This is a genomic window from Candidatus Nitrosarchaeum limnium BG20, from assembly GCF_000241145.1.
GTDB classification, from domain to species: domain Archaea; phylum Thermoproteota; class Nitrososphaeria; order Nitrososphaerales; family Nitrosopumilaceae; genus Nitrosarchaeum; species Nitrosarchaeum limnae.
Genome location: NZ_AHJG01000195.1, coordinates 1 through 16034, shown reverse-complemented (window position 1 = coordinate 16034; position 16034 = coordinate 1). Strand labels below are relative to the sequence as shown.

General features: G+C 32.7%; 22 protein-coding genes and 1 pseudogene. 6 read left to right on the top strand and 17 right to left on the bottom strand.

The annotated features are described in order from the left end of the window. Positions 1-284: 284 nt before the first annotated feature. On the bottom strand, positions 285-719 hold the full coding sequence (locus BG20_RS07025) for a hypothetical protein (protein WP_010192758.1): 435 nt from the start codon (positions 717-719) through the stop codon (positions 285-287). Between the two features lie 144 nt (positions 720-863). On the opposite strand from BG20_RS07025, the gene BG20_RS07020 reads away from it, so the two are divergent. Further along, positions 864-1289: a Mov34/MPN/PAD-1 family protein gene (locus BG20_RS07020; protein ID WP_010192756.1), complete on the top strand. Its 426-nt coding sequence runs from the start codon at positions 864-866 to the stop codon at positions 1287-1289. 65 nt (positions 1290-1354) lie between these two features. On the opposite strand, the gene BG20_RS07015 is transcribed toward BG20_RS07020, so the two are convergent. Then, entirely contained in the window at positions 1355-2014 is a 660-nt protein-coding gene (locus BG20_RS07015; RefSeq protein ID WP_010192754.1) for an adenylate/guanylate cyclase domain-containing protein, read from the bottom strand. Between the two features lie 97 nt (positions 2015-2111). Between BG20_RS07015 and BG20_RS07010 the strand changes: the two genes are divergently transcribed. Next, the gene (locus tag BG20_RS07010; protein WP_010192752.1) at positions 2112-3206 is read left to right on the top strand and encodes a homospermidine biosynthesis protein; all 1095 of its coding nucleotides are present in this window, start codon (positions 2112-2114) and stop codon (positions 3204-3206) included. Here BG20_RS07010 and BG20_RS07005 read toward each other — a convergent pair. After that, entirely contained in the window at positions 3203-3415 is a 213-nt protein-coding gene (locus BG20_RS07005) for a hypothetical protein (protein ID WP_010192750.1), read from the bottom strand. The genes BG20_RS07010 and BG20_RS07005 overlap by 4 nt on opposite strands. 136 nt (positions 3416-3551) lie before the next feature. Between BG20_RS07005 and BG20_RS07000 the strand changes: the two genes are divergently transcribed. Beyond that, positions 3552-3872, top strand: a complete 321-nt coding sequence (locus BG20_RS07000) for a 30S ribosomal protein S25 (RefSeq protein ID WP_007401745.1) — start codon at positions 3552-3554, stop codon at positions 3870-3872. On the opposite strand, the gene BG20_RS06995 is transcribed toward BG20_RS07000, so the two are convergent. Then, positions 3854-4240: a cyclophilin-like fold protein gene (locus BG20_RS06995; RefSeq protein WP_048097133.1), complete on the bottom strand. Its 387-nt coding sequence runs from the start codon at positions 4238-4240 to the stop codon at positions 3854-3856. The genes BG20_RS07000 and BG20_RS06995 overlap by 19 nt on opposite strands. 34 nt (positions 4241-4274) lie before the next feature. Here BG20_RS06995 and BG20_RS06990 point away from each other — a divergent pair, with 34 nt between their 5' ends. Both BG20_RS06990 and BG20_RS06985 read left to right on the top strand, forming a co-directional pair. Then, entirely contained in the window at positions 4275-4808 is a 534-nt protein-coding gene (locus tag BG20_RS06990) for a DNA-directed RNA polymerase subunit K (protein ID WP_010192743.1), read from the top strand. Positions 4809-4869: 61 nt separating this feature from the next. After that, the gene (locus tag BG20_RS06985) at positions 4870-5172 is read left to right on the top strand and encodes an AlbA family DNA/RNA-binding protein (RefSeq protein WP_007401748.1); all 303 of its coding nucleotides are present in this window, start codon (positions 4870-4872) and stop codon (positions 5170-5172) included. Here the strand turns inward: BG20_RS06985 and BG20_RS06980 are convergent. Beyond that, positions 5169-5585 (bottom strand): transcriptional regulator, encoded by a 417-nt coding sequence (locus BG20_RS06980; protein ID WP_048097135.1) that lies wholly within the window; start codon positions 5583-5585, stop codon positions 5169-5171. The two genes, BG20_RS06985 and BG20_RS06980, sit on opposite strands and share 4 nt — an antisense overlap. A 116-nt stretch (positions 5586-5701) precedes the next feature. Between BG20_RS06980 and BG20_RS06975 the strand changes: the two genes are divergently transcribed. Next, entirely contained in the window at positions 5702-6646 is a 945-nt protein-coding gene (locus tag BG20_RS06975) for an asparagine synthase C-terminal domain-containing protein (protein WP_081477545.1), read from the top strand. Here the strand turns inward: BG20_RS06975 and BG20_RS06970 are convergent. The 12 genes and pseudogenes from BG20_RS06970 to BG20_RS06925 form a co-directional block, all read right to left on the bottom strand. Then, entirely contained in the window at positions 6643-6789 is a 147-nt protein-coding gene (locus BG20_RS06970; RefSeq protein ID WP_010192737.1) for a YHS domain-containing protein, read from the bottom strand. The two genes, BG20_RS06975 and BG20_RS06970, sit on opposite strands and share 4 nt — an antisense overlap. A gap of 65 nt (positions 6790-6854) precedes the next feature. Next, on the bottom strand, positions 6855-7220 hold the full coding sequence (locus tag BG20_RS06965; RefSeq protein WP_010192736.1) for a DUF6659 family protein: 366 nt from the start codon (positions 7218-7220) through the stop codon (positions 6855-6857). A gap of 92 nt (positions 7221-7312) precedes the next feature. Continuing rightward, positions 7313-8413 (bottom strand): aldo/keto reductase, encoded by a 1101-nt coding sequence (locus BG20_RS06960; protein WP_010192734.1) that lies wholly within the window; start codon positions 8411-8413, stop codon positions 7313-7315. Positions 8414-8451: 38 nt separating this feature from the next. After that, positions 8452-9342, bottom strand: a complete 891-nt coding sequence (locus BG20_RS06955) for a prenyltransferase (RefSeq protein ID WP_010192733.1) — start codon at positions 9340-9342, stop codon at positions 8452-8454. A 32-nt stretch (positions 9343-9374) separates the two neighbouring features. Beyond that, positions 9375-11966 (bottom strand): hypothetical protein, encoded by a 2592-nt coding sequence (locus BG20_RS06950; protein WP_010192731.1) that lies wholly within the window; start codon positions 11964-11966, stop codon positions 9375-9377. A gap of 36 nt (positions 11967-12002) precedes the next feature. Next, entirely contained in the window at positions 12003-12626 is a 624-nt protein-coding gene (locus tag BG20_RS06945; protein ID WP_010192730.1) for an archaellin/type IV pilin N-terminal domain-containing protein, read from the bottom strand. Positions 12627-12726: 100 nt separating this feature from the next. Beyond that, complete coding sequence (locus BG20_RS13325) at positions 12727-13173, bottom strand: hypothetical protein (protein ID WP_010192728.1); 447 nt, start codon at positions 13171-13173, stop codon at positions 12727-12729. Beyond that, positions 13151-13375 (bottom strand): hypothetical protein, encoded by a 225-nt coding sequence (locus BG20_RS13320; protein WP_010192726.1) that lies wholly within the window; start codon positions 13373-13375, stop codon positions 13151-13153. The genes BG20_RS13325 and BG20_RS13320 overlap by 23 nt, the downstream gene beginning before the upstream one ends. Before the next feature lie 38 nt (positions 13376-13413). Beyond that, on the bottom strand, positions 13414-14514 hold the full coding sequence (locus BG20_RS13315; RefSeq protein ID WP_010192723.1) for a COG1361 family protein: 1101 nt from the start codon (positions 14512-14514) through the stop codon (positions 13414-13416). After that, entirely contained in the window at positions 14511-15218 is a 708-nt protein-coding gene (locus BG20_RS12720) for an archaellin/type IV pilin N-terminal domain-containing protein (RefSeq protein ID WP_010192721.1), read from the bottom strand. Before BG20_RS12720 ends, BG20_RS13315 begins: the two co-directional genes overlap by 4 nt. Before the next feature lie 7 nt (positions 15219-15225). Further along, positions 15226-15735, bottom strand: coding sequence for a hypothetical protein (locus tag BG20_RS06930; protein WP_010192719.1), 510 nt, complete (start codon positions 15733-15735; stop codon positions 15226-15228). Then, positions 15732-16034, bottom strand: a pseudogene (locus tag BG20_RS06925) (TackOD1 domain-containing metal-binding protein); the annotation flags it as partial. The gene BG20_RS06930 and the pseudogene BG20_RS06925, both read right to left, overlap by 4 nt.

Below are 16034 nucleotides of genomic sequence, written 5' to 3'. Positions count from 1 at the left end.
GGATTGAGATTAGAGAAATTTCAGATTAGTAAAAAATTCTCCTAGATATGACTTATCATTGTAATGGGATTTGTATTTACCATAAAACTAACAGGATATCCACATCAAAAAAATATGAAAGTGGACAAAAAAGATGCTCCTTATGTTCAATTTTTATTGAAACCACAAATATTCGATGTCCTTGCTGTCACTCGTTACTTAGAAGAAAATCAAGATCAAACAAAAAATTACGTTCAATGGAAATTTTTGAGTGATAACATCAAATTTTGATAGTATGACAAAAACTATTTTTTGTTGAATTCTGATAAAGTTTTTGTATAGTAATCAAAAATTGAAGTCAGAGATTTATCAAATGACTCAATTGTTGAAACTCTAAATTCAATATAATCTTCAACAAATTTGGAATTTAATTCGATTTGAATTAAAGAAAGATTTTTTAGAAAATTCCAATAATCCACAATTTCCTGTAATACAAAATGATCAACTCCTAGTTTATCAAAGAATTGTTTTTCAGACATTCTACAAGTTCCAAAAAGAGTGTTAAATGAATGAAGATATTTTGTAAATAGATCAGAATAACCTTGCAAGTAAACTGGGACTTGATATTCCATTTTTTGAAGAATTTCAGAAGTGTTATTTTGGAAAAGATCACAGATAGAAATTTTAGTTTTTTCTAATTTTGAGTCGTTTTTTGACAAAGATTGTTCCTTGAGTGACATGATAATGTATTGAAATCATTGTATTTAGGCAATGATTAACTATGTTAACTAAAGATTCCAAATAATAATAAAAATTTCAAGACTACAAAAGCATCTATCATCAGAAAAAAGAATATTTTAAAGTAGTAAGGAAGTTTCCAAGATATGTTCTTTAAAATAAAAAAATCAAAACCAGATACAATTATTCAAAAAACAGAACGTGAAATAAAATTAAAAAAAGATGTTTTAGATAGTATTTTGTCATTTTGTCAGATAAAACATCCAAACGAAGCAATTCTTATTTTACGAGGTAAATCAAAAAAAGGGAATGTCCTAATTGATGGATTGGTTATACCTCCATTTGCTTTTAATGCACATGCATCATCTGGGTTTCCTCACTATATGCTACCTGCAGATATCAGCTATGTTGGAACAGTCCATTCTCATCCAATCGGAAATCCAAGTCCATCTATAACAGATTTAAACAATTTTTATGAATTGATTTCTTTAATTGTCGGATTCCCATATGGAGATAAAGATATTTTTGCATGGGATAGTAATGGAAATGCAGTCAAATTAACAATAATTTAAAATAAAAAAACAGATTAGGATTCATTTAATTTTATTAGAATAGATAGAATATTGTTTTTCTTTTCCTAGATCATGGTAAATCCAAGACTTTGGATCTGTTTTATTTTGAAAAAATATCGCTTATTTTTATAATTTAATTTCTCATAAACATGATCTCCAATAGTAATTTGATCAGGCTGAGTTTTTTGTTGCATTTTTGCTGCAAGATTTAGCGTAAGACCAATTAGATCAATATGAGAGAGATTACGATCAGAACCATATCGAATTATACTGCAATTTCCAAAATCAAGAGTTATCTTTATTTTTAATTTTGGATAATTTTTATTTTCCAATAAAGGATTGATTGCATTTTTTATTACTAGTTGCATTGTTTTGGCACACATAATTGTCTTATTTGCAACAAAAGCAACTTTCTCAGAAGCTAAAAAATAACCAAGCACTGCATCACCTACAAATTTTAAGACATATCCATCAAAATGCTCGATAACATAAGCCATTTCCTGAGAGAATACTCGAATAATAGTGTTGAAGATTTCAGGATCCAGTTCTGAGCTCATTTTTGTAGAACCAACCAAATCAACATAAACGACAAACATGGGCAGTCTTTGAGAATCATGTTTTCTCAAGAATTTATCAGATCGAGCTATTGCTAAATGGTGATATGCAAAACCTTTATCGAGTGATTTTTTTATTCTGAATTGAGATTTTTTAATTATGTCATCCATAGAATAACGAATACTAGAAAAAAGTAGTATTAAAACTCAAAAAGAGTAAAACTGAAAATTCACAAGTATTATTTACAGTTAAATTTTGCACATATTTGTGGACCCACATAAATTTCATGGTAAAGACATACCGCACATCAAACTAGACCCAAAGATGACCATAGAGGATCTTGTGGATGTATTTGCAAGCTCAGGATACAACGGAAGACAGTTGGGAGATGCTGCAAAACTATATGCAAAAATGATAAAAGAAGACGCAACGATTTGCCTCACAGTTTCAGGTGCAATGACACCTGTTGGATTTGGTGGAATTATCAAAACTTTGATTGAAAGGGGTTTTATTGACTGGATTATCACAACAGGGGCAAATGTTTACCATGAAGATCATTTTGCTTGGGGGCTACCTGTCAAACAAGGAAGTTTTGACGTTGATGATATGAAACTATACGAAAATGAGATAGTACGAATTAGGGATGTATACATCAAATTCCACGAAACGTTAGAAGCAGAAGATCACATCATACAGAAAATGTTTGCAGATAAATTTACAGACAAACCATTTACGACTGCAGAATTTTGTAATTTAATGGGTAAAATTAGTAAAGAGAAATCAAAACATCCAGAAAAAAGCTTTATCACTACAGCATACGATTACGATGTTCCAGTATACATTTCTACAATGAAAGACTCCTCATTGGCATTGAATTTAGCAGTTCACAGATTACAAAATAAAGTGTATAATCTGGATTTTGTAAAAGAGATAATCGAACAGGCGTCAATTTTATACCATTCAAAAAAATCAGGCATATTGGAACTGGGTGGCGGGGTTCCTAAGAATACTGCTCAGCAAACAGGTCCAATGCTGGATCAAATACTACAAAGAAACGATGGAGGTCAAGATTACGTAATTCAAATCACTGATGCAAGGCCAGATACAGGGGGGCTATCAGGTGCAACATTACAAGAAGGAAAAAGTTGGGGCAAAGTACAAGATGCACATCATGACATGATTACAGTTTATGCAGATGCAACGATCGCTTTTCCAATTTTAGCATTATATGTTCTAAGTAATCAGAAACCAAGAAAACCAAAAAGATTATACAAAAAGTTAGGAGAATATTATGAAAAGCTGCAAAGTGATTATTTGAAAACACCTAACAAGAAAAAACCTAGAAAAAGTAAGAAAAATTAAAACTTGTCAAAACGAGCACGTTCAAGATCTCGATCATCTTTTGATTCTTTTTTCCATTCTTTGTAATGGTCTTTACATAAAACACTCTTTTTTCCTGCAGAACTTACACGTAATCCTGCATTTTCTACTTTGGCGGTGTTCAATGAACGAGCACCATCTTTATCGCAACCTTCAACATTACATTTTGCGCCTTTTGAAACAATACCCATGATTATAGGTAAACTAGATGTTACTTATATTTGAAAATTTGTAGATTATCTACAACTACTGGTGCACAAAACATAGATTTAATCACGATTCCAGTTGTATACATCGTTTATAAGAGGAATATTTTTTTCTGAGATTATGGGTGGAACAAAGAAAGTATCTCCTGCAAAACAAGACAAAGCACAAGGAGCTAAAGATGGAAAGGATTCAAAAAAGAGTAGAAAAGACAAGGGAGAGAGCGGTCCACGTAAAGCAGAGATTACAGTAATGGTTAATGAAAAAGAAGCAATTAAAATAATTCAAAATGCAAAAGTAGTAACAGTTCATGATCTTGCAAGACAAACAGGAGTCAAGGTTTCAGCTGCTAATGCATTTTTAAGAGATTCAGCAAAGAAAGGAACTATCAAAAGAGTTGGCGGATATAGCGGGCATTATATCTATCAAGCAGTTTCTTCGTAAAAGTAAAACACATCACCAGATTTAATATTTTTTAGCGCATCAGTATTTTCTAACATTTTTCCAATAGGAGTCATTAGTTTTCCAGAAGTAACATCTTCAATAAAAAAACAGATACTTCCTGCAGATGATAAAAAAGCAATATCTCCTTTTTTGAAATCTTTTGTAGATCTCTCACTTCCTGAATCAACTGAAGTTTCAAAATATGCTATGTTTTTTCCAAGATAATGAGCATGGCCTTCTAAAGGCAGGGATCTCATAATTGTGCCAACAGTTCTGGGGGACAAATGTCGTTTTAGATCACATCGAATCTTTGTTTTTCCTTTTATTTCCAAAATTATCTGCTTTCTTGAGACAGAAGGAGAGCTCAATTCGTATTTTAGAATTATTGGATTATATAACGCTTTGAAAGAAATTGAGTACTTGTCTGATGCTAATGAAGCTGAAGTAATTGTAGAAGAGCCAGAAGAATATGTAGAGGCTCAAGAAGTAGAAGAAGTCTTTGATGTTGACGTAGAAGTAAACACTGGATTAAACAAAGCATTAGATACTTATCGAAAACTAATTGAAAAAAATGAAGGCTTAGAGCCATTAACTGAAAAACAACAAGAAGCACTTGAAAAAAGAATCAAAGAGATTGAAGCCAGAGAAGTAGTCGAAACAATTGAAGAACACGAACCAACAGAAATTCCTTGTGAAAAAGGCAAGATCACAATTGGACCACCAACACTAACAAGATTTGAAAAAGCAAGAATTATGGGAGCAAGAGCTTTACAATTATCATTAGGTGCGCCAACATTCATCCCAATTCCAAAAACGGCAAGAATATCATTAGATATTGCAATGGAAGAGTTAGAACAAAGAGTCATTCCAATTACAATTAGAAGGGTATTGCCAAACGGAGATTATCAAAACATACCAATAGACTACTTTGATTAAGTGAATCAATCGTCGATAAAACTTAATAGAACACAAAATTGCGAATTATTGAATAATGCTCATGGAAGATATTAAAGAACATGGTCAAGAGCAGATCAAATCTGAAGATACCATAATTAACATTAGATACGACCCTGTTATGCAAGCAGCGATAGACATTCTGCCAATATTGGGAAATAAAAAGAAAGTAATCCTAAGGGCTGTTGGAGAATCAATACCGAATGCAGTTGCAGTAGCAAATATTGTTACGGAAAAGCTACTACACGGAAACTCCAAAGTTCAAAAGATAAAATTAGATACTGAAGCAGCAGCAGGAATTGGAAGAATGACTTCAAATATTGAAATAATTATAATAAAAATTTAGTAAACGCTTCCAGGTCCTTTCAAAAGCATGTTTTCACATTCTTTACAAACTTTTTCATCTATATTTGATTCTAGATTATGATGAATCTCACAAATCAATAAGCTGGATTTAATGTAATTACATAAACCGATAAATTTTGAAAGACTGGATGGAGTATATGCCATATCAGATGACAAATTATCAGTTAGTTCATTGATTAAAGTAGAAACTTGTTTTTCTGCCAATAGTTTTGCAATCAAAGAAGGATCACCACGAGTTCCTCGAATGTAGTTGCTTACTGCAGCTTGTGTGACACCCAACATTTTAGAAATTTCATCTTCACGAATATTGTGATCTTCTGCTAGTTTTTTAGCAAGAATTGCCCTCAATGCAGGAATCAAAGTTTTGGATTCTATTTCTGCTGGAAGTAACATTAATCCACAAAGTTTGTACAAAGGATTTAAAGTTTGCAATGAGCAATTTTCATCAATCATGAATAAGTCAAATCATTAGGCTAACCTATTTTAGTTTCAAAAAATTAATCGTTTTGTTGGATGAGATTTCCCATAAATTGTACCAAATGCTAAAAGAATCATGTGAGTCATGTGAGTCAAACACAATAGCATTGTCAGGTGGGTTAGATAGCACAATTATTGCATATTTACTGAAAGAAAGAAAACCAAATACAGTTGCAATCATAGCAAAAGACTTTGTTGCAAGTGATCTTACCTACTGTCAAAGAGTATCAAAGGAGTTCAACCTACCATTAACAATTAATCAGGTTAACACTACAGATATTCTCAGTGCCGTTGAAGAGACAATTAAAATCCTAAAAAATTTCAACGATATTGAAATCAGAAACAACATTGTTATGTATATGGCATTAAAGTGGGCAAAAGAGCAAAACTATACAGGAATAATTACTGGAGATGGAGCAGATGAATTGTTTGCAGGATATAATTTTTTGATCAATGCTGCTGATGATAAACTAGGAAAAGAGATCGACAGAGTATGTTCTGTGATGCATTTTCCAACCCAGAAAATAGGTAAAGCACTTGGTATTTCAGTAGAATCACCTTTTCTAAATGAAAAAATAATAGAATTCGCAAAAACTGTTTCGATAGATCTTAAAGTAAGATATGAACAGGGAAAAAAACATGGGAAATGGATTCTTCGCAAAGCATTTGAAAAAAACATACCTTCACAAATTATTTGGAGGGAAAAATCACCTATGCAAGACGGTTCAGGAACAGCAGGATTAACTAACTTGTTTAATTCGGTGATAAGCGATCAGATATTTTTAGAAAAAAAGAAGAAAATAGAGGATGCAGATAACGTAATCATTAGAACAAAAGAGTCAATGCATTATTATGAAATTTTTAAAAAAATGTATGACGTGCCTGAAAAGAAAGAAGGAATTAGGACATGTCCGTATTGTAATTTCATCATAGAGGAATCAAAATTTTGTCGTATGTGTGGAGCGTTTCCAGTCTAGATGTTTTTCTTCCATTTTTTTGGTTTTCTAATGAAAATTTTTCTACATCCATTACAACAGAAAAAAAGTTTTTTCCCTTCATATTCATGTGTGACAGCTAGTTCTTCAGCAAGTTCAATTCCACACACAGGATCTACTGGCACAAATTTTTCACTTAACAATTCTATTTATAGATATGTAGAATCGACTAATACAGATAAACAAGAAATTATGCGTTAATGATTTGTAGAATTTTTTTTGGCAATACACCATAGTCTGCATCTGGTTCTGAAACTACATACAAAATATCATCATTAACCAAAAAACTAATTGCCAATGCGCGTTCTCTTGATGCAAGAGCAAAATTTACACGTCCTAACTGTTTATCAAATTCTTTTCTCATTTTTACTCTTAATGCCAATTCCATGAATATCATCTCATCGTCTTTCTCACTTTCCAAAGGCTCTACGTTTTCTTTCATTCCTCCTGCAACTAATCGCCCTCTTTCATTAATCACTCCCGCAAATCTAATTTTTTGGTCTAATGAAAGAACAGTTTTACAAATAGCAGGGTAATCAAAAATCTTAGCAGGCAAATTTCTATTTTTGATTTAAAAACGACCCATTTATTAGCTTTCTATGAAATCAATGACTTTAACATAATAAAATATTACATTACGTGTAAATATCATGCAGTTAATTTTTTGACTAACGTAAGAAATTCATCTTCAGACATGGGAGGAATTTTCATGATTTCTAAATTCTCAGAAACATGCTCAGGGGACTTTTGCCCTATAAGGGGAGCCAAAACTCCAGGAGAGGAACGAATAAACTGTAATGCTCTAAGGGATGGTTTTAATTCACTGAATTCAGGCATTGCGCCGGGCACCAACAATCTTCCTTGCATTAATGGTACACTTGTAAACACACCTACATTCAATTTGACTGCAGCCTCTAACAGGGAAACAGATTTGCCATCAAGAGTTTGATTTTTTGCAAGTAATGCCTGATCATAATACATGTTGAATGGAAGCTGAATGAATCTAAAACCATGATTCTCACCACCAACCTTTTTTGCCAAATCAACTGTATCTTGCAATGAAAGGTATTGGGGATTATCACTAGGAACACGGAAACATTCCCATGTGGCCATTCCATAAAATCTAATTTTCCCATCCCGTCTTTTTTGCTCATAAAACTCAAAAACAGATTTCAGATTTTCTAAAAATTTCTCTTTAGATACATCTTTGATTTGACCTTCTACTGCATTGTGTAGATACATCAAATCAACACAATCCAATCCAAGATTTTTCAAACTTCGTTCTAATTGATCATTAAGATATGTAACTGTCATACAATGATAACCAGAAGTGACATCACCTTCTTTTAGCACACCTTTTTGTGCATATTCATTTTTTACATATTCCCAGAATTCTTGTTTAACATCGGCATCATTTGTAATATAGCCATTTTTTGTACTTATGAAAATTTGATCACGTGTGATTTTACCCTCATTGATTAATTCTGAAATTGCTTTTCCCACAGAGCGCTCTGCCTTTTGGGCCCGATAGTTAATTGCAGTGTCAATTACATTAATCCCAGATAAAATTGATGTTTTAATTGCATTTTTTACAAGTTCATCTGTTTTTTCATTAGGATCTCCCAGATAGGTGCCAACACCAACGTTTGATAATGTAAGGTTCTGAATTTGCTTAAAATTCAATGGGGTTATTCTTGAATTTTCGAGAAACTTTTTTGTTCCTTCAGCAGTAGCAAAACCTGAAATCATAAAAAACATTAATCGTCATTGAATTTATGTTTAGAGTATCAAACAGGTAAAAGAAATAGAAAACTTAGTACAAATAATACTCCTGTAACTCTACTAAACAATAAAGTAGAAGACATTGAAGGCGTTAATTCGTCTATGGAATCATAATTTCTCTTCAAGCCAAATCCTGCCTTGAACATTAATGGGATACTAAAGAATGTGATAAAAGACAATATTGGAAAAATTCCGATTGATATACCAAGTATAATTACAGAATAGGAAATTGCAGGAAACAACCAAAATAATAATGCCGCATTTTTTTTCCCAACTGCAATCACAAGAGTTTTTCTGCCTTTAGATTTATCTGCATCATGATCAGGAAACGACGCAATAAAAAGAACAAGCGAGGACAACACACCTACAACAATCCCACCCAAAATAGATTCCAAAGTTATTTGATTTGATTGAATAAATGATGTTCCAAGTACAATCATCGTACCCTTTACTGCAACAAAAAATTCTGCAAGTCCAGAATCCACAATTTTAGTAGAGTAAAAATAGATAGATAGAATTGCAAAACCCAAAATTATTGCAATGGTTATTCCATTAGATAGTACAAAATAAAATCCAATCAAAGATCCCAGAATCAAAAATCCAATCCCTGCACGATAAACAGTTGATGGTTTTAGTAATCCCTCAGGAAGTACACCTGTACCACCACTCATTTTAGTTCTTTTAGTTACAGTGTCGATTCCTCTTTTGAAATCCCAATAATCATTTAGCAGGTCAACACTTGCATGTAGAGCTAGTACACCTGCAAAAGTTATTGCGGCATCAACTGTAGAGATGGCAGAATTCAGATGCCAATGTATTACAAGACCAACAGATACAGCAATGACAGAGGCTAAAAGAAATCTTATACGAATTACCCTTAGCCAAACAGATAACATCAAGTTATACAGATGAACATAGTATTATTAATTTAGATATCTTCTTCCCATTCTTCTTCTATAGGAGTTTTTGATTTTTTCAAAAATAGTACTACCAATACACCAATTAAAAGAATTGCAGCAATAACAACATAAACAATCCATTCAGGAAGTTCTAGATCTACTGCATTTAGAGTTTTATCAGGAGCATCTACATTAATTGTCAAAGTATCCTTACCTTCAGAATATCCTTCTGCAGTTGCAATAAGATTCAATGAAATATTCGGGCCATTTGTTGCAGTTACACTTACGACTGCACTGCCATCAGAATTAGTTCTAACTATATTTGGAGTAACTTGTGAATTTCCATCGGTAGTAATTTTAATCGATGCACCTGGTACGGATTCAGCATTTTCATCATCAATGAATAATTTGATTTCAACTTGTTTATCTACAGGGATTATTTGATCAATACCACTAGCATATATTTTCAATTTAGTTAGTGATGAACCTGTACTTATGTCACTTTCAGTTCCAATTACACCCTTTGCACTAGCTGAAATTACAGAATCACCCACGATTCCACGAGTTTGAATTGGAAATGTTGCATAAGACAAACCGGATGGAATGACAGCATCATAAATTACCTGTACTACATTTTCTTTAGATGATGTAATTTTTGATTTTACATCAAAGGACGGAATTATGGGATTACCTTGAAGATCTACTAATTGGATTATACCAATATTGTTTTTGTGATTGGCGTTAATTTTGTCTGCAGGGAGATAAACCAAAATTTTGGATGATGGTTGAGTTACAAAAGTTTTTGTTGTTTCCAAAGAAAGATCTGCACCTTCACCGATTGGAATTACATTAAGTTCAAGATTATTTTTTTCTTCAGCAATAGTAAATGAGTCACTATGCAATCTTGCAAATGCAAAAGTAGTGTCTTTTTTAATTTCAACTATGCCATTTGTAGGCGTGATTAGATACTTTGAATCATGTTTCAGTATTTTTGGTCTATCCTGACTATCAATTGCAATTAAAAACACATCAAAATTTCCTTCCCTATCAAACAATATAGTGTCTTGACCGGTTGGAGAAAAGATTCGAGCCTCTTTTTGTTCAAGAGTATTTACAACTTCTGTCAATGCAGAATCAGAACCAACACCTTGTATTGAAGCAGAAATCAAAACAGAGCCACTTTTTTGTCCTGAAGTAATAATTGCTGTACCAAAAGAATTTCCTGATTCAATCTTTCCGATGTTTTTTATTGAAACTAAATTATTGTCACCAGATATTACATTTAATTTTTTTACATATCCATCAGCATAATAATTTTCATTTGTTTGAATTGGATATAGTTCTCCATCATCCAAATCATCAATAGAGTGAATTATTTTATTTTCAGTATCTGATGTTTGATCAATTAGAGGATCTCCATTTTCATCAACATCATCATCGTCATTCTCTACTGCAGATAATTGATATGTGACAATACTAGTTGCGTTACTTGGCATTCTTTCAGGTATGAACAGTTGCACATCTTTTTCTATAATTTTTTTATTATCAATGTTAAGTGATTTTTCTACCGTAGAAAATGTATCTGTGGCAATACCATATCCTTCAGCACTTACTCCAATTACAATATCATTTGAAAGTAAATTAGAAAGATCAAGATTTTGTCTAAGATAATAGCCAAATTGCCCCTTTTTTATTATAGGCTTGATTTTTTTCATAGTCTCATCCAATTTATTGCCTACTGTATGTTGATCATTTGAAAAAAAGTTCAATGTAATATCTTCAGGAGTTACGGTAGGATTCCCATCAGAATCAACCACATTTACAAAAACATCTAACTGTTTTTTTACATCAGTAGAAATTAATTTTGGGAATACGTTTATCGCCAAAGATGTCGGTAGTGTTGAAGATATTTTTACACTCTTTGCAGTATCCAGTCCGGAATCTTTTTGCAATGCACGTAAGAACGTATTTCCAACTTTTTCATTAGAATCAAGTGTACCCCACGCATAGTACTGACCTTTTTTTATTGTTAATATATCAGAATTTGGGATAGCAAGTGATTTCTCATATTCCAAGTCAACTATTATGTCAAAAGGAGCGCGAATTACAAATCCATCAGAGGTTCTCAAATAAACAGTAAAGGGCATTTTAGAATTGACATGCATTTCATCTGTTGGAAGATTTAACTCTAAAATCAAATCATCAGGCAAATGATCTTCACTGTTCCCTATCTGAATTTTTTGAAAAGATGTCTTTGTTCCAAGAGTAGCAGTGATAGTAACTTCACCAGTTCCAGATAATGTGGATATATTAAATGAAGCGTGTTCTTGATTTGCTTTCAAAATAATTGTTTCAGGGACAGAAGCTAACTGTGGATTATTAGAAGATAGAGAGATTGAAACATCTTTGGAGGAAATAATTGGAATTCCACTTTTGCTTAATATGTAAACAAATCCTATCTGATGATTATGAATTCCTTCTTCAATATGCAGGGGAGACATTGTCAACATTATTGAATAATCAGAAATAGAGTCAAGATTTTGTGCAGAAGCAGTTTGTAGATTAACAGGTAATAATATAAGAAGTGAAAGAACAAACAAAAGAGATTTTTTTTGAGTCATTTTTTGTTTCACCATAAAAAAGGAAAAAAGGTGGAATTATCCACTTTGTTGACCTGCAATTACAGTTCCGACGAAGACAGCACCGTTAGATGTAGACAATTTGAATTGAGCATCACGTCCAGTTTTTACGTTTTCAGCTAATTCAAGAATTATTGTTGCTTGTTGACCAGGCTGAATTTCAGGGGAAGTTGTATCGATTATAGTGCCAGGACTTTTTGTCAAGATACTATACGTTGCTGGAACACCCGGAGCAACCCAAGGTGCAAGAGTAACTACTCCTGGAGATGATGTGAATGTGTATACACTACCGGCAAATCGAATTTCACCTAAAGTGACTTTGTTTACGCCTTGATTTTGTACATATACAGCGATTCTCTCTCCTGTAACTAGTCCATCTCCAGCAACACCTGTGGCGATTCCTGTAGTTATTACTCCATCATGAAGTTTTAAAACAGCACCATCAGTTGCGTCATAACCTGTGAATTTTAATGATTCAATGTTTGGTGCACCACTTACTTGGGCAGAACTAAAGAATCCTTGTGAAAACACAAAGACAATACTACCGCCCACAACTGCGATTGCTACCAAAAGCAGTGTTGCAATGATTGGAGCAACTGCTCGTCTTGAGGTCATTTTTTGTTTTGATGTTATGTATGTCATTTTATTGATTTTATAAAAACAAAAAAGATGTTAAAGCAATCTGTGTTCAAAAATAACTACAATTTTTAAAAATGTTCATTTGTAACAAAAAATGAACAATTTATGGAGCATCCACTTGCAAGACAATTTCAGACAGTGGGCCAATTGAAAAATTATTTGTTGTTTGACCTTGTGCTAGAACATACATCACATACATCTGATCATACGTAATATCTGGCGCTTTAGCACTAAATTGTATTGTATCAGCCTGATTTGTTGCAGTTCCTAAATTAGATGATAGAGTGCCAATAATTTGTGTAGAACCATCACCAAATGTAGTTACAGATGGAGGATTTGTAAAGCCAAAATTATTAACAATTTGTACATCAGTCCAATCTTTAGGAACATTGATGATTAATTGCCCACCAGATTTGATCCATGTGGTATTAATAGAATCCAAATCAGCAAAAACAATGTTGAATGTTTGTGTGCTTCCTGGTGTAATACCAGTTCTAATTGATCTCATATCAGCATTATTTCGAGAATCAACTAGTTGAAAGATAAACATTGCCAATAACTTCTGTTCCATCATACATTGTGGTTTGATATCCAGATTTTCCAAACGAACCGACAGTAGTAAATACAGATGCTTGAACTACAACAGACTCCAAAATATTTTGTCCTGCGATCGTTCCAGGCATAACTTTCACCAGAAATTGCTGAGTAGAATTTGGAGGAATTGTTATAGGGCTTGCAAAATCTTGCCACATGATGACATTCTCTGAGGGACAACTCCAGTGATTCACGCCTATGGGAAAAGATTATCTGCAACACAACTGCTAGCAAAAATTTTGTCATTATTGTTAGCTCCTGGAGCAAATGCAGTTATTGAGATCTTACTTACTTTCATCGGTGCATTTACAGGATTTGCAACATTTATGCCCCATAATGCCTTTTGATCAGAATCGCCTTGAGGGGAAGGAATCGTTAAAAATAATTTTGGTCTTGCAAGCAAGTCTTCATTGATAATGTTTGGATCAGTTTGACCATTTGTTCCATTAATACCAATAGAACCATCTGTCGGTAATCGTAATGTACTAACATCAGAAACAGTATTACTTGTTACAACTGCAAAGTCAGCAATATTAGTTCCACTAGCTTGACTAGAGAAAGTAACATTATCACCGCTATTACCAGATATCATGTAATCCCATGAAAACATTACAGATTCGCCAGGAGTGAGATCAACAATTGCAGGAGTTGCAGAAGACCATCCAAGAACTGCTAGTGGGGGAGTAACAGTAGGAGTAACAGGGATTACACTTTCAATAGTTGATGAACCAGTATTAGTTACAATCATTGCTACAGTAACATTTTGTCCAATTATTACATCAGGTGGATTTGTAATCATTTCTGCTCTTAATCCATTATATGAGGAATTGGTTCCAACAGTCATTTCTGTAATTTTTACAGTTCCAAATGCAGAAATTACTTTAATGTCATAAGTATCTGGTGTCATGTAAAGGGGTTGATTAGATAGAACATTTGATTTGAATCGAGTTGGAACAAAAGTATCATCAGGGTGAATATCAAATGGAGTTACAGGTTGAGTTGCAAGAGTTTTGTTAATGATCCATACACGTAAAATTTCAACTGGATTTTGACCATCATTGTCAACTACAACTTTCAGAATATTACTAGAATCAGTGAATGCTGAAACACTGAATTGTTCTTGTTGTTTTTTTAGTTCTAAATCAGATACAACTCTTTGTGTATTTACAAGATCTGTTTGAGAATCCAAAGCCAAACTCATAGAAGAAAACCCAGCAATCATCAATACAGTAAAAATTAATGCTCCTACAATTGATGATATTCCACGCCTAGGAGACAATCTTTTTGTGACAATCATTGAGCTCCACCACTATCAATAAAAAATTCAACAGGATTCAAATTTCCAATATTTAACAAAACCTTGATTCCTTTATTCAATAAAATATCATCATCTTCAGAACCTAACTTTATCAAAAGATTTACAGTGTTACCATTTGGAATTTCGTTACTAGTAGATTGAATTATTGATGATTCAGAAAATATAGAAAATGTACCATCATGAGGATAACTTCCACCCGAAGATAAATCTTGAAGAGTATTCAAAGCAATGCCAGAAGTTTGAGAATCCCATGCATGTACAACATTGTTTAGTTTAATATTTTCTAAAAATATTGAATTTATACCATTATTTTTAATTTTGATCATGATAAATTCAGTTCCTCCGTTTAGAGGAATTTTATCAGTCAAACCTCCACCACTACAAGAAACACCACAAAGCTTTTGATCTCCAAATTTATTGTTCAGATTAGACACTTGAAGTAAAGTAGTAGAATCTCGTGTATCATATGCTAATAATTGTACAGATTTTGTTCCTGTATCAAGTGATGATGCAGTAGATAATTGTCCTGAAATAAAAGAATCATTTACAAAATAAGTCAAAGTACTTGCCCCAGTAACAGTGATTGCCATAAGTAACATTGTAGAAATGATATCAGTAACACCACGTCTTCTAGAGATACAGAATAATTTTTTAAAATAAAAAAAATCAGAAATGAAGATCATTAGAATTTCAGGTGTTAAATGGTGCAGCTATTGTTGTGAAAAAATTACCCTTTGAGGTGGTTATCGAAATTTTGTATTTGGAGTTAAGATAGGATGGATCATTCCATGTAGATGAACCAAGATTTGCATTAAGAGTAATAGGATCACTTGATTCTTTTATTTGAATATTAGAATTTACATTTGCATTCCAATCAACAACAAGATCTTGAGTATCAATTTTTACAACAGTTATACTCTCAATAGTAGATTCGGTTGAACCGATATTGGCAAGAAAAAGTATCATCTGATCAGTTCCAGGCTCAAATCGTACATGCTCAAACAGTAGATTTTCACGATATGCCTCATTTTTTGTTTTGTCATGAAAAGACAAGTCATAAGAAAATGCATTGATTTGATTCATTCCGTTAAAAAGAACTACAGAGCCAATGGAAGTAACAACTCCTAAAATTACAACACTTCCCATTACTTGACTAATACCACGTCTGTTTTTTAATGAGTAAAATGAAGAATGATTCATTTGTGACCACCATCACGTGCATACCAAACAGAAACAAATTCCTCAACACGGGAAATTATTTTTGAAAAATCATGATCAGAAATTAAATTAATTTTATAGAGTTTTGCAAGATTTTCGACACCGTCTTTAACATCAGATAAAGTAACAAGTAATGTATTTTTTGGGTCTACATCTAATTTTGGAATTAATATTGAATTCATATCAGATTCTGTAATTCCTGCAGATTGATTTTTTATAAAAATCAGAATAGAATCGCCATTAGTCATATTTTTTCCAAATATTGGAATTTCATGCACATT